Consider the following 24,736-nt stretch of genomic DNA (forward strand, 5'->3'; position numbering starts at 1 on the left):
GCGGGCACCGCGGCCGGTCCGTGTGCGTAAGGCACACCCATGTGCCTTTTGTAAGCGCCTCCATAGTCACCGATCATGTGCTTACTTACAAGTCGTAACCATGACGGAGGACGCACCCATGGAGACCGCCTACTGGATCCTGGCCGGGCTGCTCGCGGTCTTCTACCTCTACGCGGGCGGCAAGAAGACCGCGCAGAGCAAGGAGCGGCTCGCGCCCATGATGGGCTGGGTCGACACCGTCCCGATGCCCGCGGTCCGCGCAGTCGGCGCCGTCGAGATCCTGGGCGCCGCAGGGCTGCTGCTCCCGCCGCTCACCGGCGTCGCCCCCGTCCTCGCGCTGGTCGCCGCGCTCGGCTTCCTCGTCCTCCAGGTGCTGGCCACCGCCCTCCACCTCTCCCGCGGCGAGGCCAGGGTCACCGGCCTCAACATCGCCCTCATCGCCCTCGCGGCCGTCACCGCCTGGCTCGCCACGACCTGGTGAGCGACGGCGCGCCGCCGTCCCGGCAGGTGATGTTGGCGAGTTGAAGCGGGTGGGAAATGTGGGCGTCACAGTCCGGGGTTAAGGTGCGCTCACACATGATCGGGGAAAGACGCGCGGCCTCGGGGTTCCAGGGCCGTCGGCGGCTCGCGCCCGCATGGTCGGACGGCGGGCTCTGGGGGGTTCGCACGGAGGGCGAAGGAGTATCGCGATAGCACTTCGGATATGGCTCAGCAGCGCGGGGGTGGCCACGACCCAGGTGATGGGGATGCTGCGCGACAACCCGGACGCGGTGGACGTACGGATCTACGGGACCAATGTGCTGCGGGACGCGCCGGCGCTCGCGGCGTGCGATGTGGGGGAGTCGGAGCCGCGGTACGTCGGCGACGACGAATACGCCGCCTTCGCGGTCGAATTCTGCCGGCGGCACGCGATCGACGTGCTCATCCCGCCCAGACGGCTGGCGGCGCTCGCCGGGCGGGCGGAGGAATTCGCGGCGGTCGGCACGCGCCTGATGTGTTCACCGCCCGAGGCGGTCGACGTGCTGACGAGCAAGGGCCGTACGTACGAGGCCGCGCGGGCGGCCGGGGTGCCGGTGCCGCCGTGGCGCGTGGTGTCGGACGCCGAGGGGTTCCGGGCGGCGGTCGGGGAGTTGGGGGAGACCGGGGAACGGATTTGCGTCAAACCCGCCGGTGAGTTCTCGGCGTTCGGCTTCCGCATCCTGGAGGACCGGCCGCTGCGGCTCAAGGATCTGCTGGCCGCGCCCGTACCGCTGGCGTCGGTGGCCTCGGTGGCGGGCGCGCTGAAGCGGGCGGCGGACGAGGGCGAGGCCGTACCCGAATTCCTGGTGATGCCGTATCTGGACGGGCCCGAGGTCAGCGTGGACTGCCTGTCGGCTCCGGGCGGCGCCATGCTCACCGGCATCGCCCGCTCCAAGCAGGGGCGTTACCGGCTGCTGCTGGACGATCCCGCGCTGGTCGCCATCGCGCGGCGGCTGGTCGGGCACTTCCGGCTCGCGTATCTGTCCAACGTCCAACTCCGTTACCGCATGGGGCGACCGGTGCTCCTGGAGGCCAACCCCCGTGCCTCCGCGGGCATTTTTCAGACCGCCTTCACCGGGGTGAACCTGCCGTGGTCGGCGGTACGGCTGCTGCTGCGCGGTGACGCGGGCGCGCTTCCGGCGCCACGGCTCGGCGGGCGGATCGCGATCACGGAGAGCGCGACGGAGATGGCGGCGGCCATCCAACTCCCGGAGCCAGCACCGCCTCTGGAACCCGCACCGCTTCTGGAGCCCGCACCGCTTCTGGAGCCCGCGGCGCTTTTGGAACCGGCGGCGCTTCTGGAACCGGCGGCGCCGCTCCCCGAGCCCGTACGCGTCCTCACCGGCATCGACGGCGCCCGCAGCGCCGCCCTGCGCACCGCCGCACGGGACGCCGTCCCGCCGGCACCGCTCCTCGGAGAGACGGCCACAGCGGCGAGCTGAGCCCCCTCCAGGGGCGGCGCGAGGCCCCACGTAATAGGTCCCGCCCAAGGCCCCCCGACCCCGCCGTCAGTCGATCGTCCCGCCCGACCCGTCCGACCGCCACAGCACACCGGGCGCCGTCTCCTTCGGCTCCTCGTACCACCCTTCCGGCCGCTGCGGCCGGGGAATCTCGCCGCCCTGCCGCAGCATCCGCCCGTCCCGCACATGGCGCCCGAGCAGCGCGCCGCCGAAGACGACGAAGCCGACGCCGACCAGCCAGGTGACGACGGTGAGCACGGTCCCGACGGGGCCGTACGTGACGGCGTTGGAGACGATCATCGGGGCGAAGAAGAGGTGCGAGAAGAGCCGGAGGCCCGCGAGGCCGAGCATGGTGAACACGGCGCCGGGCAGGGCGGTGCGGACGTCCACGCCGCCGCCGAGCAGGAAGCGCTGGCCCCAGGCGAAGAAGACGACACCGAGGACGAAGGTGAGGACGATGCGTACGCCGCCGCGCAGCAGCCCGCTGCCCATGAGCGCGGCGCTCTGCGACTCGCAGAACAGATAGGCGGTGAGCACCGCGAGCCACACCGCGCGCCGCACGTCGCGGTGCCAGGGCCCGGACGGCAGGTCCCAGATCTTGCGGTAGCCGGTCTCGACGCTCGCCACGAAGGTGAGGCCGAAGTAGGCGAGCGAGGCCAGGCTCCACGCGCTGGTGGCGCTCAGGATGTTGCGCGGCGCCGCGAACAGGCTGCGGACGCTGTGCGAACCGTCCGCGTTCAGGCCCATGCCGTCGACGACCCACTGCGCGAAGCCGGGCCGGTTCTCCCACGGCGTCGCGGCGGCGACCACGACCAGCAGCGGCATCAGCGTGACGAAGCCGAGCGCGGCGAAGCCCATCGAACGGTGCATCAACTCTATGTGGGTGGCCTGCTTCCACAGCCGTCCCGGCGCGGACCGCTTCCAGGCAGCCGTCAGTCCAGCCATGGCCATGGTGTCACCTTCCCCCGCAGCATCACCGCTTGTGGATACCTGGCGGAGGACCCCGCGCGCAACTCGGGCCCCACAAAGCGCCGTTACGGGACACCGAATCGGGACAAGTGGCAGCGGCGGGCCGAGGGGCGGGGCCGCCGGGGGCTACTCCGGGGCCGCGTCCGCCGCCACCGCGTCGTCGATGGCCTGGTGCACCTTCGACACCAGGGTGTCCGTGTCCAGCGCCGGATTCGCGGTGGCCAGCGCCTGCGCGAGGGTGTTGACGGTGGCGGTCAGCGCGGTCACGCGCGTGATCAGCGTCTTCACGTCGGCGTTGGTGCCGCGCAGATAGCTGTACGCGTCGTGCGGGTCGGCCTTGCCGTTGATCTGGCCCTTGTAGGCCCACAGGTCCTTGGGATCGGGCATGTCGTCCTCCGGGGTGCCGCTCGCCCACGCGCGCAGGGCGGCGGGGGAGAGATAGGCGAGATTGCGGTCGGTGGGAGTGCTGGTGAACTGCCAGAACAGCGGGCGCAGTCCGGACGGCGACGGCTGCGCGCGCTTCTCCGCGTCGGCGTACGACATGGCCCCGGCCGGATACGCCGGGTACCAGAGGAAGGCCGAATTGGCGGGCAGGTGCTTGGCCGCGATGTCGTCGGCGGAGGTGTAGACGCCGACGCGCTGTCCGGGGAACGCCTTCTGTACGGCGGTGATCCAGGTCTGCGCGTAGGCGCGGATCTGGGCGGCGGTCCGGCCCGAGTAGTTGGCGCCGTCCGAACGGCGCTCCAGGTCCAGGACGTGCAGGAAGCCTTTTCTGGCATGGGACTTCACGGCGCCGACGTAATTGGCGGCTTCCGTGGCCGCGTTCTGGTTCGGCCAGCCGAAGTGGTAGGCGCCCGGCACGAGTCCGGCGCCGATGATGCCCGCGATGTGCGTGGCGAAAGCGCTGTCCTTGGTGTGCTCGCCCTCGCTCGCTTTGGCGAAGGCGAAGGTGATGCCGCTCCTGGCCAGGGACTTCCAGTCCTGATTGCCCTGGTACGACGAGACGTCGAGACCGCGAGACGTCGGCATGAGCCCTCCGGGTGGTCGTGGCGGGGCAGGCGTACAGTCCACCGTCACTCGCGGTGTCCGCGCAAGCGGAACGGGAAATGCCGCTCCATCAGAGGGCGTACGCGCAAGGGCTCGCGCCGGGCGCACTCCGCCGGTGACATCGCTCACCGCCTGTCACACCGGATGCCTCAGGTCACGCCCTGCCTCATGCGTCACGGGTACGTACGCGTCAGCCGCCCGGTCGCTCCAACAGCCCGCGCGCCGTGGCGAGTCCGTACGCCGACAGCGTGTAACCGTCCGAGATCGCGCCGTCCACCAGCATGGTGTGGAACGCCTCGGGGGTCAGCGCCAGCCTCCGGGCGATGCCCTCCTCCAGCGCGCCCTCGTCCGGCTCCTCGCTGAAGTCGTCCGCGTCGACGCGCGCGAGGTACAACTGGTCGGCGATCGAGCTGAGTCCGGAGTCGGAGACGAAGGCGCCGAGGTGCACGACCTCGCGGACCTCGCAGCCCAGCTCCTCGCGGGCCTCGCGCCGCGCGGTCGCCTCGCCGCCCTCGCCCGCGTCGCCGAAGCCGCGCGGGATCTCCCAGTGCCAGGCGCGGGTGGCGTGCCGGAAGTGGCGCAGCAGGACGATCCGCCCGTCGCTGAGCACCGGCAGCGCGGCGGCCCCGCCGATCGCGGTGTCGCCCACCGCGCGGATGTACGTACCGAGCCGCCCGCTCCTGAACCGGACCGCGTCGCGCACCAGCCGCAGATACGGGTCCCGGTAGACCACGCCGATGTCCCCGACGTCCTCCGACAGGCCGCAGGCGACCGCCGACTCGGCCGTCTGCCGCATCACTTCGTCCTGGTCCGCGCTGTCGAGCAGGATCTCGACGGCCGCACCGGGCGGATTCTCGAACAACTCGGGCCGCAGGGAACGCAGTTCGTCGTACGCCGCCAGCCGGGCGCGGCGCCGCTCACGGACCCGGTCGGCCTCACGGACCCGGTCGGCCTCAGGGCCCCGGTCGGCCTCCCGAGCGGCGTCGGCCCTGTCGGCGGCGGAGGCGGACCCCTCCGCGCCGCTGGAACCGCTCTCCGACGTCTCGTCCTCGGCGATGCCCATCCCCGTCTCCTGCCCCGTCGTCGGTGATCGGCGGCCTGCCGGCCGTCGCCTGGCCCGATCATAGATTCACAAGTACAGCGCCAGCGGCAGGCGTTCGACGCGCGCGGCGAGCCCGTCGTACGTCTCGATGTCCTGCCGGTAGTGCCGGTGCAGGGCCTCGACCACGTCGAAGACGCCGGTGCCGGCCGGACCGGGGCCCAGCACGCGGCGGCTCTCGCGCAGCAGGGCGCGCACGGTGGCGACCATCGTGGTGTCGAGGACCTTCCACAGCGGGACGCCGATCGCGCCCGCCCCGCTGACCATCAGCGACCGCATGAAGCCCAGGACGTCACCGCCGTCCGAGCGCATGCCCTGGCCCGCGAGGCACGCGCCGAGCACGGTCAGCTTGTTGCGCGGCAGGCTCAGGTGCAGGGCGAGGTCGAACTGCGTGAGGACGTCCTCCTGGCCGAGGTTGAGCAGCGGCCCCGCGCCCTCGGCGGTGTCCACGTACGTGCCGTGCCCGGCGTAGACGAAGAACTCGGGCTTGCACTCCACGAGCGCCGCCACCCCCGACCAGTCGGCCGGGTGCCGCTGCGCGGCGCCGGGGGCCGTCGTGGGGTCGGGGAAGCCGCCGAAGACGTCACCGGCCAGCACGATGTGGTCCGGCGGCCAGCCGGTGCCGACGACCTCGCGGCCCGTCGCGTGCGCGTCGGTCACCAGCAGCGCCGCCAGGTCGTCGTCCCGCTCCGCCAACTGCCGCTTGAGCAGGTGCCGTCCACGGGTCACGAAGGCCGCGACGCTCACCGAGTGCGACAGCGGTACGCGCGCCGCCAGCGGCCGGGCGTCGCCGCGCTCGGTCGCGACATGCAGCGGCATCGCGAAGAGGTCGTCGGTCGGGACGATCGTGAGATGCGTCAACGGGCCGCCGCGCGTGGCGTGTTCCCAGACCGGCGCGATCAGCAGGTCCCAGATCCGGTGGCAGGTCTCGGCACCGGGCGCGCCCGCCTCCAGGTCGGCGGTCACCTCCCGCGCCAGCGCGGTCACGTCGTCGTACGGGACGGCGGGCAGCAGCGTCAGCAGGCCGTCGCGGCACACCATGACCCCGAGCCGGTCCGCGACGGCGGCACCCGCGCCGCCGTCGCGGCGCACCCCGTCCGGCGCCACGTAGCTGAAGTACCGCACCACACAGGATCCTTGGTGGTTGAGGGTGTACTGCACGAGCTGGTGGGCGATGTCCTCGTCGTGCGTGACCGAGGTGAGCGGGTGCTGGAGGAACCACTCCTCGTACTCCTGCTCGCGCCGCACGATCAGCGTCCGCAGCCGCTCCGCCTCCTCGTCCGCCAAGGTGCCGGGAGCGGCGCGCCGCCCCGTGCCCGGCGGCGGCTCCGCCCCGGACTCGGCTACCTCGGCCCCCGCCTGACGGTCCGTCGGCGGCGCGAGCAGCGGCGGCCGTGAGGAGCCGAGCAGGTCGAGCAGTTCACGCCCCGAGGACTCCTCGACCAGCGACAGGATCTGCTCCAGATTCTCCCGCGACCCGTCGCCCGTCTCGACCCGCGCCGCGATGGCCTGGAGGTACGCGGGCCGCATGTGCCGCGCGTAGGCCCGCTTGTAGACCGGCAGCGCGACCGCGCCGCGTACGGTCCTGGCCATCGTCAGACGGCGGTCCAGGACGTCGGCGGGACGGCGGTCCTCGGGGAGCTGCCCCGCCACCCGCGCGTAGCCGCGCACCGTGTACGCGTAGAAGTCGACGTCCATCCCGGTCTGCCGGCCGATACCGCTGTCGTCCTGCTCCAACTCGTCCAGCAGCGCGGCCAGTTCGGCTAGCCCCTCGGGGCCGCCCCTCCTGATCGCGAGATTCTGCCGGGCGATCCGGGCACCGCGCGCCCAGGGCTGGTCGAGCAGGTCCTCGTAGTACGCGACGGCGTTCGCGGGGTCGCACTGCGCGCTCAGATTCGCCGACTGGGCGACCCGGTAGGAGTCGCCGAGGGCCCGACTGACGACCAGCGATTCGCCGATGACCTCCAGCGCCCGGCCCGCGTCGCCGTCCTGCCGTACCGCCGTCGCCAGATTGTGCAGGGCGTTCGCGTAGCCGCGCAGGAACTCCCGGTGCCGGGGCGGCGCGTCGGGCGAGGTGGGCAGTGCGATCCCGAACTCCGCCAGACCGGCGCGGACATCGGCGCACAGCGCCTCCAGCTCCGGTACGAGACCGTGGGCGTCGGTGCCTCCCGGACGGTCGCGCGCGGTCTGGCTGCGCTCCTCGAAGGCGGCGCGCGCCTGATTGCTCCGCAGGTCGGGCAGCACCCACCACAGCCCGGCCGTCACGGCCGTGCGCACGGCCGTACCGAAGGCGATCCTGGCCGGGGTGAAGTCGCCCAGCCGGTACCGGATACGGCCGACGCCGTCGTACCAGCGGGCCACCGCGTAGGAGGCGAACTCGTCGGGCGCCTGCGCCAGGCGCGCCAGGAGCCCCTCCGCGTCGGCCCTGGACGCGTCGATGAGCTGGAGGCCGGTCAGCGGCTCGTACGCCATGTCCGCCCGGACGATCTCGCACCAGTACGCGCCGACGCGCCGCGCGGTCGTCCGCGTGCCGCCGCCGGGGGCCGGGCTGTGCGCGTCCGCGAGCCGCAGCATGCCGACGGCGTCGGACTGGCGCATGGGGATGTCGAAGTCGACGTCGAAGCGGGTGATCAGGTCCTCGACGTCCAGCGTCTCGACGAAGGCGCGGATGGCGGAGGAGGCGGATCGGCCGCCGGGGGCGGGGGCGGGGCGGGACGCCGGGCCTAAGGCGCCTTCTGGGGAGGGTGACGCGGATGTCATGGGAAACCTCAGTGCCGTCGGGTGAGCCAGCGGGATGCGCCGTACGCGATCAGCCCCGACACCACGGCGCAGGGCAGTGTCACGGCGACGGGGAGCGGTCCGAGATCGAGGTGGCGGCGGACCAGGACGGTCACCAGCCAGCACAGGGACGCGCCGACCAGCCCGGCCGCCCAACTGACCAGCCACGCGTAGGAGGTGGTCGCCCTGACCCCCGCCCAGCGCAGCACGGTCAGCGGCAGCGCCAGGGCGAGCGCGGTGAGCACGGCGATGGTGGGGGACTGGAGGAAGCGGGAGAGCGGTACGTGGTACGAGAACGACTGGACGGCGGCGAGCGCGGTGGCCGCCGCGCCCAGCACCGAGCCCTGGATGAGCGTCAGCTTCCCGCGCCGGTCGTCGAAGGCGCGGTCCACGATGGTGGTCGCCAACGCCCGTGCCGCCTCGGCGCGTTCGCGCGTCGTCTCCAGATACACCTGGTCGCTCTCGGCCTGCGCGATCAGCGCCTCGGCCGCCGCGAGGTCGGCCTCGGGCCAGGACGCGCCCGGGCCCCGGCGGTGGACGACGGGCGCGTGGATGCGCATGTTGGCGGCGGCGATGGCGACCGTACGGCTCAACTGCCGCAGCCCGGTGATCGTCCACGTCATGCCCTGCGCGCCGAGCTGCGTCCCGTCCAGCAGCGCCGCCGCGCGCAGCACCCGGCCGAGCGCGATCGGCTGCCCGGAAGCCGCGGGCTCCAACTCCCGTAGCAGCTCGCGCGTATGACGCTCACTCACTTCCACCCGTACGTGCACCGGCTCGTCGGCCGCGTACTGCCGTGCCTCGTACCGCAGTTTCGAGGCGTGCAGCAGATAGCGGGTCAGCGGCCGCAGTCCGCTCTCGCCGTCCACGGCCCACGCCCAGGCGTCCAACTCGGCCTCCAGTGCGGCCGGGGCGAGCACGTAGAGGTGGGAGACGGCGTCGTGCGCCGGGTCCTCGTCGGGCCGCCACACGTCGAAGCCGTGGTCGGTACGGTCGAAGCCGCGCCACCAGGCGCCGTCGCGGCCCGAGCCCGAGGCCGTGCTGCCCGAACCCGTACCGCTGACCGACCCCGTACCGCTGACGGAACCCGGTCCCGGCACCGGCGGGCCGTACCGGCGTATCTCCTCGCACACCGTCTGGTCGTTCACGCCGACAGTGCGCCGGCGCAATGCCTCGAAGACGCGGAATTCGCCGAGGATTCCGTCCGGCGGGGGCCCGGCGCCCGGCCGTCCGGTGCTCGCGACCGCCGTGTTCCATTCGGTCAGCAGGTCATTCCACTGTTCGAGGCCGGAATGGGTGTCATTCGGGGCGAGCAGCGCGATCAGGCCAACGGTGTCGTGTTCCGCGAAGACGAAGGCGGAGTGAACGGAGGTCGCGCCGCCGCGTTCGGCCGCCGCGAGGATTTCCAGCTCCTTCGTATGGCCGGGAATGGCCGGTAAGCGGGCCGCGTGAAACGGAAGTCCGGTAATCGGCGATGTCATGCCGAGCGCTCGGCACGCCTGCCAGAGATCGTTGAGATAGGCGTGTGCGGATTCGTCGTCGGCGGAGGCGGTGGGGGCGAAGCAGGCGACGAGCAGGGCCGGTTTGACGATGCCGCGCATCAGGCGGCGGGGCCGGTCGACGAGGGGCCGCCGCCCGTCGAAGGCCCGGCCGCCGGGCCCCGGTCCTCGCTGCTCAGGTCCAACGTGAGCCGCCGCACCAGGATGTTGCGCTGCTCGCGCTGCCGCTGCGGGATGAAGGACTTCACCGGGCCGGGACGCGCCAGCGCGCGCCGCGACTCCTCCAGCCTCTGGAGCGCGCCGAGCGCGTCGCGCACGCCCTCCTCGCTCCCGTCCGCCAGCGCCATACTCAACGCGTCCAGCGCGGCCCCCACCGCACCCCATTCCTCCGAGGTCAGCAGCCAGTCCTCAATGGCCTCGACCCGCCCGAGAACGCTCCGCACACTGAGCCGGTCCGTCATGGCCCTCCCCCCTGCCCCGAGAATGCGAAAGCCCCCCGGCACGCGCATCCGTTTCGGCGGAAGCGTATACCGGAGGGCTGACGGCGCACCCGGGAAATACCCGGAAGGATCTCTCCGCGGATCTCGGTACGGATCTCGATACGGATCTCTGTACGCCGATCGCCACGGGTTCAGTGCCGCGACGCCAACGCGCGATTGAGGTCGAGGACATTGACGTGCTTCTGGCCGAGAAAGCCCAGCTCGCGCCCCGACACATGGTCGGCCACCAGTTCGCGTACCGCGTCCGCGGAGAGCCCGCGGGCCTTGGCGACCCGGTTCACCTGCTCGTACGCGTACGCGGGCGAGATGTCCGGGTCCAGGCCGGAGCCGGAGGCGGTCACCGCGTCGACCGGGACCGAGGCCGGGTCGACACCGTCGAAGGCGGCGACGTCCTTGCGGCGCTGCTCGATCGTCTTGACCAGGCCCGGGTCGTTGGGGCCGAGGTTGGACGCGCCCGAGGCCAGCGGGTCGTAGCCGCCGGCCGACGGGCGCGGCTGGAACCACTTGGGGTCCGGACGGGCCGCCTCGTCGGCGTCGTCGGGGTTCTTCTTCGGCAGGTCGAAGCTCTGCCCGATCTGCCGGGACCCGACGACCTGGCCGTTCTGCGTGACCTCGGAGCCGTTCGCCCTGTCGCTGAAGGCGACTTGGGCGACGCCCGTGACGGCCAGCGGGTAGACGATCCCCGCGATCACGGTCATCAGCAGCAGGACGCGGAGCGCCGAGAGGTGCCTGCGGACCGCGCTGGAGTGGAACGTGAACATCGTGTCGCACCTTCCTTTCGTGAAGAGGTGTCGCTCGCCCGGAGGCGGCGGTCAGCGCAGTCCGGGGATGAACTGGATGATCAGGTCGATGAGTTTGATGCCGATGAACGGCAGGGCGAGGCCGCCGAGTCCGTAGACCCAGATGTTGCGGTTGAGCAGGGCGGCGGCGGACGACGGCCGGTAGCGGACACCGCGCAGCGCGAGCGGGATCAGCGCGACGATGATCAGCGCGTTGAAGATGATCGCGGAGGCGATGGCCGACTGCGGGCTGTGCAGGCCCATGACGTTGAGCTTGTCCAGGCCCGGATAGGCGACGGTGAACATCGCGGGGATGATCGCGAAGTACTTCGCCACGTCGTTGGCGATCGAGAAGGTCGTCAACGCGCCACGGGTGATGAGCAGTTGCTTGCCGATCTCGACGATCTCGATCAGCTTGGTCGGGTTGGAGTCCAGGTCCACCATGTTCCCGGCCTCCTTGGCGGCCGAGGTGCCGGTGTTCATGGCCACGCCGACGTCGGCCTGCGCGAGCGCGGGCGCGTCGTTCGTACCGTCGCCGGTCATCGCGACGAGCTTGCCGCCCGCCTGCTCCCGCTTGATGAGCGCCATCTTGTCCTCGGGGGTGGCCTCGGCGAGGAAGTCGTCCACGCCCGCCTCCTCCGCGATGGCCTTGGCCGTCATCGGGTTGTCGCCGGTGATCATCACCGTGCGGATGCCCATCGTCCGCAGCTCCGCGAAGCGTTCGCGCATCCCGGCCTTGACGACGTCCTTGAGGTGGATCACGCCGAGCACGGTCGCGGTCGTCCCGCCGTCGCGGCGCACGATCTCGCCGACGACCAGCGGTGTGCCGCCGCTCGCCGAGATGCCGTCCACGATCTCGCCGACCTCGGGGCTCGGCTGTCCGCCCGCGTCGCGGATCCACCGGATGACGGCGGAGGCCGCGCCCTTGCGCAGCGACCGCTGGCCGCCGTCCTCGACCAGGTCGACGCCGCTCATCCGGGTCTGCGCCGTGAACGGCACGAACTCCGCGTGCGGCAGCTCCCCTTCGGCCCGCGCGCGCAGCGCGTACCGCTCCTTGGCGAGCACCACGACGGACCGTCCCTCGGGCGTCTCGTCCGACAGCGACGAGAGCTGCGCCGCGTCGGCCAGCCGGCCGATGTCGGCGCCGCCCAACGGCAGGAACTCGGCGGCCTGCCGGTTGCCGAGGGTGATGGTGCCGGTCTTGTCGAGCAGCAGGGTGTTGACGTCGCCCGCCGCCTCGACGGCCCTGCCCGACATGGCCAGCACATTGCGCTGCACCAGCCGGTCCATGCCCGCGATGCCGATCGCGGACAGCAGCGCCCCGATGGTGGTCGGGATGAGCGCCACGACCAGCGCGACGAGGATCACGATGGACTGCTCGGCGCCCGCGTAGATCGCCATCGGCTGGAGCGTGACGACGGCCAGCAGGAACACGACGGTCAGTGAGGCCAGCAGGATGTTCAGCGCGATCTCGTTCGGCGTCTTCTGCCGTGACGCGCCCTCGACCAGGGCGATCATCCGGTCGATGAACGTCTCGCCCGGCTTGGAGGTGATCTTGACGACGATACGGTCGGACAGCACGCGGGTGCCGCCCGTCACCGCCGACCGGTCACCGCCCGACTCCCGGATGACGGGAGCCGATTCACCGGTGATCGCGGACTCGTCCACCGACGCGATGCCTTCGACGACGTCACCGTCGCCGGGGATGATCTGCCCGGCCTCGACCACCACGTGGTCGCCGAGCCGGAGTTCGGCGGCGGGCACGGGCTCCTCGGCGACCGCCCCCGCGGACCCCGCGGCGGAAGTGCCCTGCCCGTGACTCCAGTTGGCCAGCCGACGCGCCACCGTCTCGGTCTTCGTACGCCGCAGCGTCTCCGCCTGCGCCTTGCCGCGGCCCTCGGCGACGGCCTCCGCCAGATTGGCGAAGACGGCGGTCAGCCAGAGCCACGCGGTGATCACCCAGGCGAAGATGCTCGGGTCCTTGATCGCGGAGAGCGTGGTCAGCACCGCGCCCGCCTCGACCACGAACATGACCGGGTTCCTGGCCATGACACGCGGGTCGAGCTTGCGGCACGCGTCGGGCAGCGAGATCAGCAACTGCTTGGGATCGAGCAGCCCGCCGGAGATCCGGTGCGACGGCTGCGCCGCCGCGGCGCCGTGGCCCCCCGAGGGGGACGGCGGCCTGTCAGTGGTGACGGACATCAGTGCAGACCTTCCGCGAGCGGGCCCAGCGAGAGTGCGGGGAAGTAGGTGAGGCCGACGACCACGATGATCACGGCCGTGAGCAGGCCGACGAACTGCGGCCGATGGGTGGGCAGCGTGCCCGCGGTGACGGGCACCGGCTGCTGTCCGGCGAGCGAACCGGCCAGCGCCAGCACGAAGATCATCGGCAGGAAGCGGCCGAAGAGCATCGCCAGACCGAGCGCGGTGTTGTACCACTCGGTGTTGACGCTGAGGCCCGCGAACGCCGAGCCGTTGTTGTTGGCGGCCGAGGTGAAGGCGTACAGCACCTCGGAGAAGCCGTGCGGACCGGAGTTGAGCATCGCGGCGCGCTCGCCGGGCAGCGCCATCGCCGTACCGGTGCCGATCAGGACGACCGCGGGCGTGGCCAGGATGTACAGCGACGCGAATTTCATCTCGCGCGCGCCGAGCTTCTTGCCCAGGTACTCCGGCGTGCGGCCGACCATCAGCCCGGCCACGAACACCGCGATGACCGCGAGGATCAGGATGCCGTAGAGACCGGAGCCGGTACCGCCGGGCGCGATCTCGCCGAGCATCATGTTGAAGATCGTCATGCCGCCGCCGCCCGGCGAGAACGAGTCGTGGAAGGAGTTGACGGCGCCGGTCGAGGTCAGCGTGGTCGAGGCCGCGAAGAGCGTCGACGCCCAGATCCCGAACCGCTGTTCCTTGCCCTCCATCATCCCGCCCGCCGCGTGACCGGCCGAACTGCTCACGCTGTGCAGCTCGTTGACGGTGATGAGCGCCACCGACGCGGCCCAGATCAGGCCCATCACGGCGAGGATCGCGTACCCCTGGCGGTGGTCGCCGACCATCTTGCCGAAGGTGCGCGGCAGCGAGAAGGAGATCACCAACAGCAGGTAGATCTCCAGAATGTTGGAGATCCCGTTGGGGTTCTCGAAGGGGTGGGCGGAGTTGGCGTTGTAGAACCCGCCGCCGTTGGTGCCCAGTTCCTTGATGACCTCCTGCGAGGCCACGGGACCGCCGGTGATCGACTGCTTGTCGCCGATCAGTGTGGTGATCTCGTGGACGCCGTGCAGATTCTGCACCGCGCCCGCCGCGACCAGCACGATCGCGAAGACGAACGCCATCGGCACCAGCAGCCGTACGACGATCCGCGTCAGGTCCACCCAGAAGTTGCCGACCCGGTCCGTCCTGCGGCGCGTGAAGCCGCGGATGAGGGCGGCGACCACGGCGATGCCGACGGCGGCCGACACGAAGTTCTGCACCGCCAGACCCGTCATCTGGACGAGGTGACCCATCGTCACCTCGCCCGAGTACGACTGCCAGTTGGTGTTCGTCACGAACGAGGCGGCCGTGTTGAACGCCTGGTCGGCCTTGACCGGCGCGAAGCCCAGCGACAGCAACAGGTGGTTCTGAAGCCGCTGGAAGGCGTAGAGGAAGAGCACGGACACCACGGAGAACGCCAGCACGCCCCGCAGATACGCCGACCACTTCTGGTCCGCGTCGCCGTCGACGCCGCCGAGCCGGTAGATGCCGCGCTCGACGCGCAGGTGCTTGGCGGTGGTGAGGATGCGGGCGATGTAGTCGCCCAGCGGGCGGTAGGACAGCGCCAGTGCCGCGATCAGGACGGTGATCTGGAGCCAGCCCGCGAGAGTGTCGTTCACTAGAACTTCTCCGGGAAGATCAGGGCCAGCACGAGGTAGACGAGCAGGCAGGCAGCCACGACGAGGCCGACGACGTTCTCGGCGCTCACAGCTTCTCGACCCCCTTGACCACCAGGGCGAGCACGGCGAACACCGCGACCGTCACGAGGACGAAGACAACATCGGACATGGGCGAGAACCCCGGATCGTGTGGAGAGGTGAACGGAAGGACATCGCTCATGAGACGGCCTGACCGGGGCCCGTCCGGCGCTGTTAACGCTTCCCTGGCGCGGCGGACGGCCACGTTGACACCGTCTTGACGGCGCAGGCCGTGTCCTGCCGGGCTCTGCCGGGGCGTACGGCCGCGCCGCAGGTCAGCGGGGCGGCGCGCGAACGATTACGGCAGCCGGGTGAGCGGCGGCGGGCTGGCGTCCGGGGCCCGGCGTCAGGGGCGCGGAGGCGCGGCGGGCTGGCGTCGGGGTCGCGGCGGCCTGGCGGCCCGGCGGCCCGGCGTCAGGGTCGCGTCAAGACCGCGGGCGGGGGCGTCAGGGCCACGTCAGCGGTCGGTACGGGGCCGCCGGGCGCCCGTAGCGTCGGAGACATGGGATACGGCGAGGCGGTCGAGACGGCGCGGTCGGGGGCTTCCCCGGTGTCGGCCGGGCACGCGCCCGCGGCCGGGCACGGGCACGCGTCCGCGGCCGGGCACGGGTACGGGCCCGCGGCCGGGTACGGGCCCGGTTCGGCGTACGGACGCCCGCGCCCGCGCGGCGCCGCGCACGTATCAGCGCACGTATCCGCGTACGGGCGGCTGCCCGGTCAGGTGCGCGTCCATCGGCCCGCGACGGCGTACGACCACGGGTGGCGCGCCGGATTCCGGGTCGCCCTCGGGGTGGCGGGCGGCCTGCTCGCCGCGCTGACCGCGGCGGACTGGGCGCTGGGCACCCTCGACCCCGTGCGGGCCGCGTTCTGGACCGCGCTGGCCGCCGCCGTCTTCGGGGCCCTGTGTCCGCCCCTGGTCACGGCGGGTGACGGCTGGCTCCGGGTGCGGGGCGTGCTGCGCGGCCACCGCGTCCGTACCGACCGCCTGGTCCGTATCCACCTCTTCCCCGGCCGCACCCCCCGGCTCGTCCTCATCGACGCCGAGGGCGGGCGCGCCGCCTTCGACCCGCGCGTGCTCGCGGCCAACCCCGGCCTGTGGCGCCTGCTGGAGGCGGGCGGGCGGCGGTCGTACGGCAGGGGGCTGCTGGTCGCGGGGCTGCCGGTGCTGGACGGACTGGCGGCCGAGGCCGCAGGGGGCGCGGGGCGGGAGCCGGGACCGGAATCGGGCGCGGAACCGGGCGCGGAATCGGGTCTGGAATCGGGCTTGGAATCGGGGCGGGAGCCGGGTCCGGGGTCGGGCGGCGGGTCCGGCCGGTCGGGTCGCGGCTGATCCGGGGTGCGGACCCGGGGCAGGCGGGGCAGGCTGGTGTCATGGACACTCCGCCGATCACCGTGCACCCGCCGGGCCCCGGCGGCGGGCGGCGGGTCACCATCCGCGGCACCGACGTGGGCCGCGCCCACCGCATAGCCGACCTCGTCGAATTCCTCCGCCGCGCCGGTCTGGACGACATAGAGGTCGAGGAGACCGACCTGATCCAGTGGGTCGGCGGCGACGCGGACACCTGGTCGTAGCCGATACGAGGCCGTCGGCCGTACGGCCCACGGCGGACGTGTCGGTGCGGGTAGGTTCGGACCCGGCGTAACGCCCAACGGGGGCGTCGGCGACATCCTGGAGGACCGGGCCGGTGTCAGAGCGAGTCGAGCGCAATCAGTTAATCATTGACCAATTCCGCGCCAACGGAGGCCAGTTGGGCGGCGGAGGTCTCCCTCTGCTGCTGCTCACCACCACCGGCGCCCGTACCGGCCGCCGCCTCACCTCCCCGATGGCCTACGCCACGGACGGCCCGGACCTCGTCGTCTTCGCCGCCAACGGGGGCCGTCCCACTCACCCCAACTGGTTCTACAACCTCCGCGCCGACCCCGCCGCCCACGTCGAGGTCGGCACCGAGTCCTTCGACGTCACGGCCACCATCACCGAGGGCGCGGAGCGCGACCGGCTCTGGGCGCAGCAGTTGCGCGCGGCGCCGTTCTTCGCGGACTTCCAGCAGCGTGCGGGGCGCACGATTCCGGTCATCACGTTGAGCCGCTGATGTCGCTAGGGCGCTGAGTCGCTGAGCCGCTAGGCGCTGAGCCGTTGAGCCGCTGAGCCGTTGGCCCGCTGGATTTCGGGCCCGCGCCGCCGGGGCCCGACGAGCGTCCTTCGGGGCGTTCCGTGATCGCCGCCGCTGCGTGTCAGTTCCGGCGGTGGCTCGTTGACCAGGGCGTGGCCCCGCGAATATGCGGCGGGCATGGTCGGTGTCAGCGGCGGGACTCGGTCCCGGACCAAGGAGGAACGTGATGGGCGCAGAGGTGCGGGACATGGTCGGCGGCGTGGGCAAGCTGGGTGCGCGGGCCGCCGTGCTGGGCGCGGTCGCGGGAGCGGCGCTGCTTCCGGCCGGTGTCGCGCACGCGAGCGTCCTCGGGGTCGGCGACGCGGTGTTCGGCAACGCCTGCGTCAACCAGGACCACGGCGTACGGTCGGCGGGCGCGACGGTCGCGGGCAGCGGGGTGGGCGGCGGCAACCAGACCGGTCTGCCGCTCAGCCTGCCGCGCAACCACTGCGGCGGCAGCGGGATCGTCTGCACCGCCGTCTTCATGTCGTCCGTCTGACCCGGGCGGGAGCGGCGGAGCGGCGAGCGGCGGCCGGTCGGATGACGGCAGCGGCGGGCACAACGGTGGTTACGGTGGCGGGCGTTGGTGCGGGCGTGGGTACGTGGGCTGCGCCGGGTGTCGGTACGGGTGCGGGCGTGGGTACGTGGGCTGCTCCGGGTGTCGGTACGGGTGTGGCCGCGGGCGCCGCGCCCGGCGACCGGGCGGTGGCCGAACTGCTCGCCCTCAGCGGGCAGGCGCTGCCGTCGCTCCGCCGGTGGGCGGCCTCGGAACCGGACTGCGGCCTGGCCCGTGCGCTGCTCACCCTGGCGACCGGCGACGGCCTCGGCGACGCGGAGCTGAAGGCGGAGTTGGCCGTCGCGTACCGCGACGCGCAGGCGGCCGGCGAGCGCCAGGCGAGCGTGGTGTACGGCGTGTTCCTCTTCACGCACCGGCAGTACGCGCTCACCGCGGACCACTTGGTGGGGCACTTCGCCCGGTGGCCGGCCGACGAGGTCGCCGGGCTCATGCTCGGCGCCTTCGCCGCGGACGCGGACCCGGCCGGTCGCGCGCGGGGCGAAGCCCTCGTCGAGGAACAGGCCGCCCTCGCGGGCCCCGCCAACTGGCCCTGGACGAGCTGGCTGGCCGCCGCCCGCGCCGAGCAGGGGCGGGTACGCGACGCCCACCGGCTCGCGGTACGCGCCCTGGAAATCTGCCCGCGCTCGGGCGTCGCCGCCCACGCCCTCGCCCACGCCGAGCACGAGTTGGGCACCGGGCGGGCGGGCACGGAATTCCTCGACGCGTGGCTCGCGGCGGACCCGCGCGCGGTGCAGTCGCGCCATCTCACCTGGCACGCCGCGCTCCACTCCATCGCCTGCGGCGACTTCGCCGACGCCCGTCGCCGCGCGGACGCGGCCCTGTCCAGGTCCGACGTCGGCATGCGGGCCGCGACCAACTGGCGCCTGCTGCTGGCCGGACAGGAACCGGCCGGGCGCAACGACCCCGCGCACGTACGGGAGTTGCTGGCCGGACCGGGCGGCATGGCGGAGGTCTTCCACACCTTCAACCTCGCCCTCGCCCTGGCCGTGGAGGCCGCGACCGACGACCTGCACGCCCTGGCCCGCCGCGCCGCCGCCGACCCGCGCACAGAGTTCCGCGACGTACTGGCCCCGGTGGTACGGGCGTTGGCGGAGATCACCGCGGGCCGCCCCCGGGCAGCGGCCGACCTCCTCACCGACCTGGGCGAGGCGGCGGACCGGATCGGCGGGGTGCGCGTGGAGCGCGAGATCATCCACGACACCCTCGCCCGCGCCCTCGCGGACGCCGGAGAACCCGCCCGCGCCGCCGCCCTGCTCCACGACCGCGTCACGGCCCGCCGCCACCACGTATACGAAGACCTTCTCCTTACGCCGGGCGGCCCGGTCGTCTCCGTTGACCCGGCGGCCGACCGCCGACCGCCACATACTCCGGCGTGACCGCCACACCGCCGACCGCGTACCCCCGCGCCGTCCGTGGCTGTCCCGTCCGCCCCCGCGGCCGACCGCTCCTCGCCCCGCGCGTCCCCGTGCGCCGCACGCCTGGCCGTGTCCCGGCGGCCTTACGCGTGCGTGCGCGCCACGCCCAGGGTGGCTCCGATCGGACGGCCGCACCAGCCGCGCGGGTGCGGGCGCGTGCGCGCCACGTACGTCGGCGAGGCCCGCGTACTGGTGGCCCGTCGCGGGTGGCGACCCACCGTTTGGCCGCGCACCCGCGTGCACCACGCGCAACGTACGTCGGTGCGGCCCGCATACCGGTCGGTCTCACGTGTGGTCACGTACCCGCGACCGGGCCCGGTGACCGTAAGCGCCACGCGCCCACGTACCCCCGCCATGGCGCGCTCATCGCCGGGCAGCAAGCCCGGCCCGCCCCGACTTCTTCGGAGAGTTACATGTCCGCTGCCCACTTGATCGTCGTGTCTTTGCCGGGCAGTGGGACGCCGGTGGTGGCCGGGATCACCGGCGCGCTCGGGTATGCCTCGCTCGGCACGATGAGCGGAGATCAGTCGGCCGGGCCGCGGCAGCCCGGTCCTGGCGAGGTGTATTCGCTGCTCACGGCCGCCTACGGTCCCGAGAGGGCCGCCCGCCTGCTGAACCCGAATCCGAGTCCGAACCCGAATGTGGAGCCCGCTTTTCACGAGGCGGTCAGCGCCCTGTGGCGGGTGTGGTGGACGCGCCTGGGCCAGCCGGTCACGCACGGCTCACCCGTGGACCCCGACGCCGAAGCCCGGCTGGCCCGGCTGCCCGCCGCCGAACTGCTCGATCTGCTTCCGGGCAGGGGCTGTTGGTACGTCACCGGCCTGGACCTGCGCCGGGCCGACGCCGACCTTCTGCGCGTCTGGCACTCCGGCGGACGGCCGCCGATCGTCTTCCACCACCGGGACATCCGCGACCGGATCATCAGCCAGATCCGCGCCCTCACCCGGCCCGAGGGCCAGGTGGGCTCCCTGCCGGAACACCTCGTCTACCGCGACATCCTCACCGCCCTGCCGACGCTGGACGCCCGCATCACCCTCGCGCTGACCGACCCCGGCTTCCCCGGCATGCACGAGGCCCGCCGGAGCCAGTGGCTCCTCCGCCACCCGGCGGTCTGCGTGATCACCGACGAGGAACTCGCGGGCCCCGCGCGCGAAGAGGCACTCGCCCGCCTCCTGCGCGCGACGGGCCACACGTCCCTCCCGGTCACCGCACTCCCCCCGCCGGCCGCCCCCGGCGACGTACCGCCGGACACCGGCCGCGCGCTCTTCACCCCCGCCCACGACCGGCTCCTCCGCCTCCACCACGGCGACCTCCTGCCTCCCCTGGACGCGGCCACGTCCACGAGGTGAAGGCCGCCGTGCGCTCAGGTACTTGCTCGGTAGTGGCCCGGGCACGTCCCCGATTCCGCGCCGGAGGCGTCAGGTGCCGTTGACCAGGCGGATGTAGCGGACCCAGTCCCAGTTGGGTCCGGGGTCGGTGTGGTCGGTGCCGGGGACCTGGACGTGGCCGATGATGTGGTCGCGGTCCTTGGGGATGCCGTACTTGTCGCAGATCTCGGCGGTGAGGGCGGCCGAGGAGTGGTACATCGCGGTGGTGAAGTAGGCGGGCTGGTCGACCCAGCCCTCGTGCTCGATGCCGATGCTGCGGGTGTTGTAGTCCCAGTTGCCCGCGTGCCAGGCGACATCGCGCTCGCGGACGCACTGGGCGATGGCGCCGTCGCCCGAGCGGACGACGTAGTGTGCCGCCGCCGCGTGGGAGGGGTCCTGGAAGAGGCTGATGGTGTCGGTGAAGGATTCCTGGGTGACGTGGATCACCACGAGGTTGATCGGGTAGGTCGAAGTGCGGTTGGACGCCGTGTAGTTGCCGGAACTGGCCGGGGTCCAGGAGGCCGACGGGTAGTCCACGGTGGCGGCCGACGCGCGGCCGATCCCGGACGTCAGGTCCGCCGTGACGCCGACGGTGACGGCGGCCCCGAAGGCGAGGGTGCCGCGCAGCAGCGAGCGCCGGGTGGGCGTCTCCGCCGCGAGCGGGGGCCCGGCGGGGGTGCCGGGTATGCGCCCGGGTGAGCTGGTGGGTTCGGCGCCGGAGACGACCCCGGACGGGACCGGGACCCCGGACACGGCCCCGGACGTACCCGTGGACGTAACCCCGGACGTACCCGTGGACGTAACTCCGGGCGTGCCCGTGGCGTCGACTTCGCGCCCAACCTGGCCGGATTCACCGGCCGGGCTCAACGGGCTTGACAGCGCGGGTACTTGGGGGTCGCTGGGGCGTGCCATGAAAAGCTCCCTTGGGCGTCATGGAGAGGACGAGTGCATGACAGAAGTACGGGGCCTGCTCATGGTGGGGTCCGGGTGCGTGACCTGCCAAGCGATTCGCGAATTGGCAGAGGTCCACACCGGTGGCGAGACCGCGGCGGCCCCGTCGCCGCCCGTTGCTTGGCTGCCGGACCCCGGCCGTCGGTCGACGCCGTACACAGCCGTGCACACGGAATCGGCGCCGCGCCCTGACCGTACGTAATCGAACCGTCCCCCTGTGCATAACAACTGACACACACTCACATCACTACCCGGCCACATCCGGTGCCGGGTTTACCCGTATCACGCACTCTGTGACCGTTTGGTTCCCGACGTCAACTCTTTGATTCGGCTTGGAAAACGACCCCGGCTCTATTAACGTTCGATAACGCAGCGCGGTTGTCACCACCGCCACAGAGGCGGCACCGCGCGCTTGCCGAATCCCGTCCGCGGGAACCGGGGACCCGCCCTCCTGCTCGCCATACCCTGGCGTACGGGAGGGGTCCAATGGGGTGAATCGGGCAGCATCCAGGCCCGTAGGAGACCTTCCTGCTCCGAACCCGTCAGCTAACCCGGTAGGCGACAAGGAAGGAAAGGAGTGCGCCCGCGTGGCGTCCAACCAGCCTGCCTACGCTCCCGCCCCGGCGGCCCCAGCGGCCGATCCCCCCGGCGAGTGGGACGACTGGAATTCTCCAGGGGATTCCGCCGCCTCTGCCGAAGCCACTGCTTCTGCCTCTGTCGCTGCCCCTGCCGAAGCCGCCGCGTACGTCGCGGCCCAGGGCGACCCCGGTGCCGCGGGCGCGCCGGGCGGATACGGCGCGTACGGCGTTCAGGGCGCGAACCGTCACCGGCTTCCGCGCCAGCGCTCCGTCGGCTCCGTGGCCCGTGGCTCGACCGTCCTCGGCGTCGCCGCGATGGCCGCCGTAGGGGCCGGGGGCGTAGCCGTCGCGGCCGACGCCGTACCCGCGCCCATAGCGGTCCCGGATCTGCCGGAAATTCCCGACTCCCTTGACCTGCCCCCGAGTTCGACCGGGGTCTCGCCCGCCGGTTCCCCCGGCGTGTCGGCGCTGCCCACGGCCGGTGACTTCTTCGGCGCGGCGGTACGGGACGTGTCGGCCCCCGACACCTCCGCGAGCACGGCCGCCGATACGGCCACGGACTTGGCTCCGGACCCCGACTTGGCTCCGGCTACGGACTTGGTTCCGGCCACGGACTTGGCGCCAGCTACGGACTTGGCGCCGGTTTCGACCACGGCTACGACCGCCGTGGTGGCCGCCTCCTCCGTCGACGTCGCGCCGTCCGCCGCCCCCGTGCCCACCGACCCCGGTGAGGCCCTGCGCGCCCGCATCATCGACGAGGCCACGCGGCAGCGGGACGCCGCCGCGCGGGCCGAGCGCGAGGCGGCCGAGAAGGCGGCGGCCCAGCAGGCCGCCCGCGAGGCCGCCGCGCAGAAGGTACGTGAGCAGGCCGCCGCCGCGAAGGCCGCGGCGGAAGCACAGGCCAAGGCCGATGCCGAGGCCGCCGCCAAGGCCGAGTCCGAGCGCCTGGCCCACCTCGCGGTCTCGTACCTCAAGCCGCTCGCCTCGTACACGCTCACCGACAGCTTCGGCGAGGCCAGTTCCCTGTGGGCCAACACCCACTCCGGCCAGGACTTCGCCGCTCCCACCGGCACCCCGGTGCACGCCATCCACACCGGTACGGTCACCTCGGCCGGGTGGGCGGGCTCGTACGGCTACCGCGTGATCCTCACCCTCGATGACGGCACCGAGCTGTGGTACTGCCACCTCTCCACCATGGTCGTCACCTCCGGCGAGGTCATCACCGGCGACACCATCGGGCGCGTCGGCGCCACCGGCAACGTCACCAGCCCCCACCTCCACCTGGAGGTCCGCCCCGCCGCCGGGGCCGCCCCCATCGACCCGGCCGTCTGGCTCCGCGCCCACGACATCGCCGTCTGAACCATCTGGGACGGTCCCGCTCCACCCGGGACCGCTCCTCCGGTTAACCCCGACGGCCCTGGCGCTCCCCCCCCGACGCCAGGGCCGTTGGCATGCGGCTCGCTCGGTCGGCCCTTCCGGTCCAGCGTCGCCGACAGCACGGCGATACCTGTCTCGCCCTCGTCGAACTGGCGCAGGACATCCGCCAGCGTGGCGGCGGCATCGGTGTGCTCGATGACGAGCAACGGCTGCGCGCCGTCGTCCTGAACCGCCGGCACGAAGTCGGTGACGATCTCGCCCCGCAGCAGCACCAGACGGTCGGCGTCGAGCGGATCGCGGGCCAGCCCGGCGAGGCGCGTCCGCAACTCGTCCGTCTCGCCCAGATCGGCGTCCAGCACCGCGCGGTGCGACAGCACCGTCACGGCCAACCGCTCGCCGATCCGCTCATAACGCGCCGAGAGGTCGTCCGGCAGCAGATAAAAGACGCCCTCCTCGCCCTCGTGCCCCCGGTTCAGCAGCAGACGGATCATCCGCTCCGCCGGGTCGGGCGAGTCCAGATCGAGGTCCAGAATGACTTCCACGCCGTCCGGATCCACCGACGGGATCGCGCCGATCCATATCCGCGCCGACCCGGAACCGGCGGCCCCGCCGCCGCTCGTGACATCGTCGTCGTCCATGCGCGGCATTCAAACACGCGGCTCTCAGCCGCGCGGGCCCGTCACGGCCGGGGCGTGGTCTCAGGGGTGGCGGCGATGTCGGCGTCGGGCCGCGACCGCCCTGGGCGCGTCGCCCGCGTCGGCGTTCATACGCGCGGCTCTCAACGGCGTCGGCCCGTCACGGCCCAGGACGCGGCGGCCACGCCACCCGCGACGGTGAAGACGGCGGGCCAGGCGCCGAGCTTGCGGGCGAGAGGGTGCGAACCCGCGAAAGCCGCCACGTAGACGGTGGTCAGCGTCGTGGCGACCGCCGGTCCCGAGCGCGCGTGCCACTCGCGGGCCGCGAGCGTGCCCGCCGCCGCGAGGGCCACGCCCCCCAGGGCCCGCTTCCGCGTCCACCGGGCCACCCCGTAACCGCCGATCAGCCCGCCCGCCGCCACCACACTCGCCGGAACCCCAGCCATCCCGTCCTCCTCCTCACGCACCAACCCCGAAGCCTTGCCTCCGAGGCTAACCGCCCCTCGCCCGCCCCCTCCGCGAGGGGGTCCGCGACCAGAGGCGGCGAGTCGCCCTGTCCGGTGTTTGGGGACGGAGGCCGGGGTTGGCGGGTGTGCCAGAGGCGGCGAGTCGGCCTGTCCGGTGTTTGGGGACGGAGGCCGGGGTTGGCGGTGTGCCGGAGGCCATGATTCAGCCCGTCCGGTGTTTGGGGACGGGAGCCGCGGTTGGCGGGTGTGCCAGAGGCGGCGAGTCGCCCTGTCCGGCGTTTGAGGACGGAGGCCGGGGCTGGCGGTGGGCCAGAAGCCATGAATCAGCCCGTCCGGCGATTGAGGACTAGCCCCAGCGGCAATGAGCGCCCACCCGTCGGCCACGCCCCACCGTCCGGCACCCGAGGGCGGACAGGGGACGGTTCCCCGGGCGGGACCCCCGCCGCCCCTACCCTCGGGGAATGACCGACGCCGACCTCCGTACGGAGGGCCGCCCGGAGGGCCGTACCGAGGGCCGCCCGGAGGGCCGTACGCCCCGCGACTGGGCCGTGGACGCGGCCGCGCTCTGCTTCGCCGTACTGGTCGGCATGGTGGTGTAGGGCGTCGCGGCGCAGCACGAGGACCGGCC

23 protein-coding genes and 1 riboswitch are annotated in these 24,736 nt (G+C 72.7%); of the genes, 10 read left to right on the forward strand and 13 right to left on the reverse strand.

Annotated features, from left to right (window positions below; all coding sequences use genetic code 11):
* Nucleotides 1–118: 118 nt before the first annotated feature.
* Complete coding sequence (locus ACFZAM_RS04905) at nt 119–481, forward strand: DoxX family protein (RefSeq protein WP_391043553.1); 363 nt, start codon at nt 119–121, stop codon at nt 479–481.
* Nucleotides 482–722: 241 nt separating this feature from the next.
* Nucleotides 723–1,961: an ATP-grasp domain-containing protein gene (locus tag ACFZAM_RS04910; protein ID WP_391042755.1), complete on the forward strand. Its 1,239-nt coding sequence runs from the start codon at nt 723–725 to the stop codon at nt 1,959–1,961.
* Between the two features lie 66 nt (nt 1,962–2,027).
* On the opposite strand, the gene ACFZAM_RS04915 is transcribed toward ACFZAM_RS04910, so the two are convergent.
* The 11 genes from ACFZAM_RS04915 to ACFZAM_RS04965 form a co-directional block, all read right to left on the reverse strand.
* Nucleotides 2,028–2,930, reverse strand: coding sequence for a YhjD/YihY/BrkB family envelope integrity protein (locus ACFZAM_RS04915; protein ID WP_355336225.1), 903 nt, complete (start codon nt 2,928–2,930; stop codon nt 2,028–2,030).
* A 144-nt stretch (nt 2,931–3,074) separates the two neighbouring features.
* Nucleotides 3,075–3,977, reverse strand: a complete 903-nt coding sequence (locus ACFZAM_RS04920; protein ID WP_391042756.1) for a GH25 family lysozyme — start codon at nt 3,975–3,977, stop codon at nt 3,075–3,077.
* 208 nt (nt 3,978–4,185) lie between these two features.
* On the reverse strand, nt 4,186–5,058 hold the full coding sequence (locus ACFZAM_RS04925; RefSeq protein WP_391042758.1) for an NUDIX domain-containing protein: 873 nt from the start codon (nt 5,056–5,058) through the stop codon (nt 4,186–4,188).
* Between the two features lie 66 nt (nt 5,059–5,124).
* The gene (locus tag ACFZAM_RS04930; protein ID WP_391042760.1) at nt 5,125–7,854 is read right to left on the reverse strand and encodes a CHAT domain-containing protein; all 2,730 of its coding nucleotides are present in this window, start codon (nt 7,852–7,854) and stop codon (nt 5,125–5,127) included.
* A gap of 8 nt (nt 7,855–7,862) precedes the next feature.
* Nucleotides 7,863–9,470, reverse strand: a complete 1,608-nt coding sequence (locus tag ACFZAM_RS04935; RefSeq protein WP_391042762.1) for a CATRA conflict system CASPASE/TPR repeat-associated protein — start codon at nt 9,468–9,470, stop codon at nt 7,863–7,865.
* A complete protein-coding gene (locus tag ACFZAM_RS04940; protein WP_391042765.1) occupies nt 9,470–9,829 on the reverse strand; it encodes a CATRA system-associated protein in 360 nt (119 codons plus the stop codon). Before ACFZAM_RS04940 ends, ACFZAM_RS04935 begins: the two co-directional genes overlap by 1 nt.
* 170 nt (nt 9,830–9,999) lie before the next feature.
* Complete coding sequence (kdpC, locus tag ACFZAM_RS04945; RefSeq protein ID WP_355336237.1) at nt 10,000–10,629, reverse strand: potassium-transporting ATPase subunit KdpC; 630 nt, start codon at nt 10,627–10,629, stop codon at nt 10,000–10,002.
* Nucleotides 10,630–10,680: 51 nt separating this feature from the next.
* A complete protein-coding gene (gene kdpB / locus ACFZAM_RS04950) occupies nt 10,681–12,849 on the reverse strand; it encodes a potassium-transporting ATPase subunit KdpB (protein WP_355336239.1) in 2,169 nt (722 codons plus the stop codon).
* The gene (kdpA, locus tag ACFZAM_RS04955) at nt 12,849–14,513 is read right to left on the reverse strand and encodes a potassium-transporting ATPase subunit KdpA (protein ID WP_355336241.1); all 1,665 of its coding nucleotides are present in this window, start codon (nt 14,511–14,513) and stop codon (nt 12,849–12,851) included. Before kdpA ends, kdpB begins: the two co-directional genes overlap by 1 nt.
* Nucleotides 14,513–14,602, reverse strand: a complete 90-nt coding sequence (gene kdpF, locus ACFZAM_RS04960) for a K(+)-transporting ATPase subunit F (protein ID WP_188283652.1) — start codon at nt 14,600–14,602, stop codon at nt 14,513–14,515. Before kdpF ends, kdpA begins: the two co-directional genes overlap by 1 nt.
* A complete protein-coding gene (locus ACFZAM_RS04965; protein ID WP_355336243.1) occupies nt 14,599–14,733 on the reverse strand; it encodes a hypothetical protein in 135 nt (44 codons plus the stop codon). The genes kdpF and ACFZAM_RS04965 overlap by 4 nt, the downstream gene beginning before the upstream one ends.
* Nucleotides 14,734–15,093: 360 nt before the next feature.
* Here ACFZAM_RS04965 and ACFZAM_RS04970 point away from each other — a divergent pair, with 360 nt between their 5' ends.
* The 6 genes from ACFZAM_RS04970 (at nt 15,094) to ACFZAM_RS04995 (ending at nt 20,082) form a co-directional block, all read left to right on the forward strand.
* Entirely contained in the window at nt 15,094–15,921 is an 828-nt protein-coding gene (locus ACFZAM_RS04970) for a hypothetical protein (RefSeq protein ID WP_391042771.1), read from the forward strand.
* A 41-nt stretch (nt 15,922–15,962) separates the two neighbouring features.
* Nucleotides 15,963–16,163 carry a hypothetical protein gene (locus tag ACFZAM_RS04975; protein WP_355336247.1) on the forward strand — a complete coding sequence of 67 codons (201 nt, stop codon included), beginning with the start codon at nt 15,963–15,965 and terminating at the stop codon, nt 16,161–16,163.
* 113 nt (nt 16,164–16,276) lie between these two features.
* Nucleotides 16,277–16,681 (forward strand): nitroreductase/quinone reductase family protein, encoded by a 405-nt coding sequence (locus ACFZAM_RS04980; RefSeq protein WP_391042774.1) that lies wholly within the window; start codon nt 16,277–16,279, stop codon nt 16,679–16,681.
* Between the two features lie 247 nt (nt 16,682–16,928).
* Nucleotides 16,929–17,240, forward strand: a complete 312-nt coding sequence (locus ACFZAM_RS04985) for a hypothetical protein (RefSeq protein WP_355336251.1) — start codon at nt 16,929–16,931, stop codon at nt 17,238–17,240.
* A gap of 137 nt (nt 17,241–17,377) precedes the next feature.
* Complete coding sequence (locus ACFZAM_RS04990) at nt 17,378–18,694, forward strand: hypothetical protein (protein ID WP_391042778.1); 1,317 nt, start codon at nt 17,378–17,380, stop codon at nt 18,692–18,694.
* A 452-nt stretch (nt 18,695–19,146) separates the two neighbouring features.
* Nucleotides 19,147–20,082: a hypothetical protein gene (locus ACFZAM_RS04995; RefSeq protein ID WP_391042780.1), complete on the forward strand. Its 936-nt coding sequence runs from the start codon at nt 19,147–19,149 to the stop codon at nt 20,080–20,082.
* 69 nt (nt 20,083–20,151) lie between these two features.
* Here the strand turns inward: ACFZAM_RS04995 and ACFZAM_RS05000 are convergent, their stop codons facing one another.
* Nucleotides 20,152–20,787 carry an N-acetylmuramoyl-L-alanine amidase gene (locus tag ACFZAM_RS05000; protein ID WP_391043555.1) on the reverse strand — a complete coding sequence of 212 codons (636 nt, stop codon included), beginning with the start codon at nt 20,785–20,787 and terminating at the stop codon, nt 20,152–20,154.
* 667 nt (nt 20,788–21,454) lie between these two features.
* Nucleotides 21,455–21,627, forward strand: a riboswitch (cyclic di-AMP (ydaO/yuaA leader).
* 11 nt (nt 21,628–21,638) lie between these two features.
* On the opposite strand from ACFZAM_RS05000, the gene ACFZAM_RS05005 reads away from it, so the two are divergent.
* On the forward strand, nt 21,639–22,988 hold the full coding sequence (locus tag ACFZAM_RS05005; protein ID WP_391042782.1) for a peptidoglycan DD-metalloendopeptidase family protein: 1,350 nt from the start codon (nt 21,639–21,641) through the stop codon (nt 22,986–22,988).
* A 796-nt stretch (nt 22,989–23,784) separates the two neighbouring features.
* On the opposite strand, the gene ACFZAM_RS05010 is transcribed toward ACFZAM_RS05005, so the two are convergent.
* Nucleotides 23,785–24,087 (reverse strand): hypothetical protein, encoded by a 303-nt coding sequence (locus ACFZAM_RS05010; protein WP_391042784.1) that lies wholly within the window; start codon nt 24,085–24,087, stop codon nt 23,785–23,787.
* A gap of 482 nt (nt 24,088–24,569) precedes the next feature.
* Between ACFZAM_RS05010 and ACFZAM_RS05015 the strand changes: the two genes are divergently transcribed.
* A complete protein-coding gene (locus tag ACFZAM_RS05015) occupies nt 24,570–24,707 on the forward strand; it encodes a hypothetical protein (RefSeq protein ID WP_391042786.1) in 138 nt (45 codons plus the stop codon).
* The last annotated feature ends 29 nt before the right edge of the window (nt 24,708–24,736 follow it).

This window comes from Streptomyces sp. NPDC008079 (genome assembly GCF_042957385.1).
GTDB lineage: Bacteria > Actinomycetota > Actinomycetes > Streptomycetales > Streptomycetaceae > Actinacidiphila.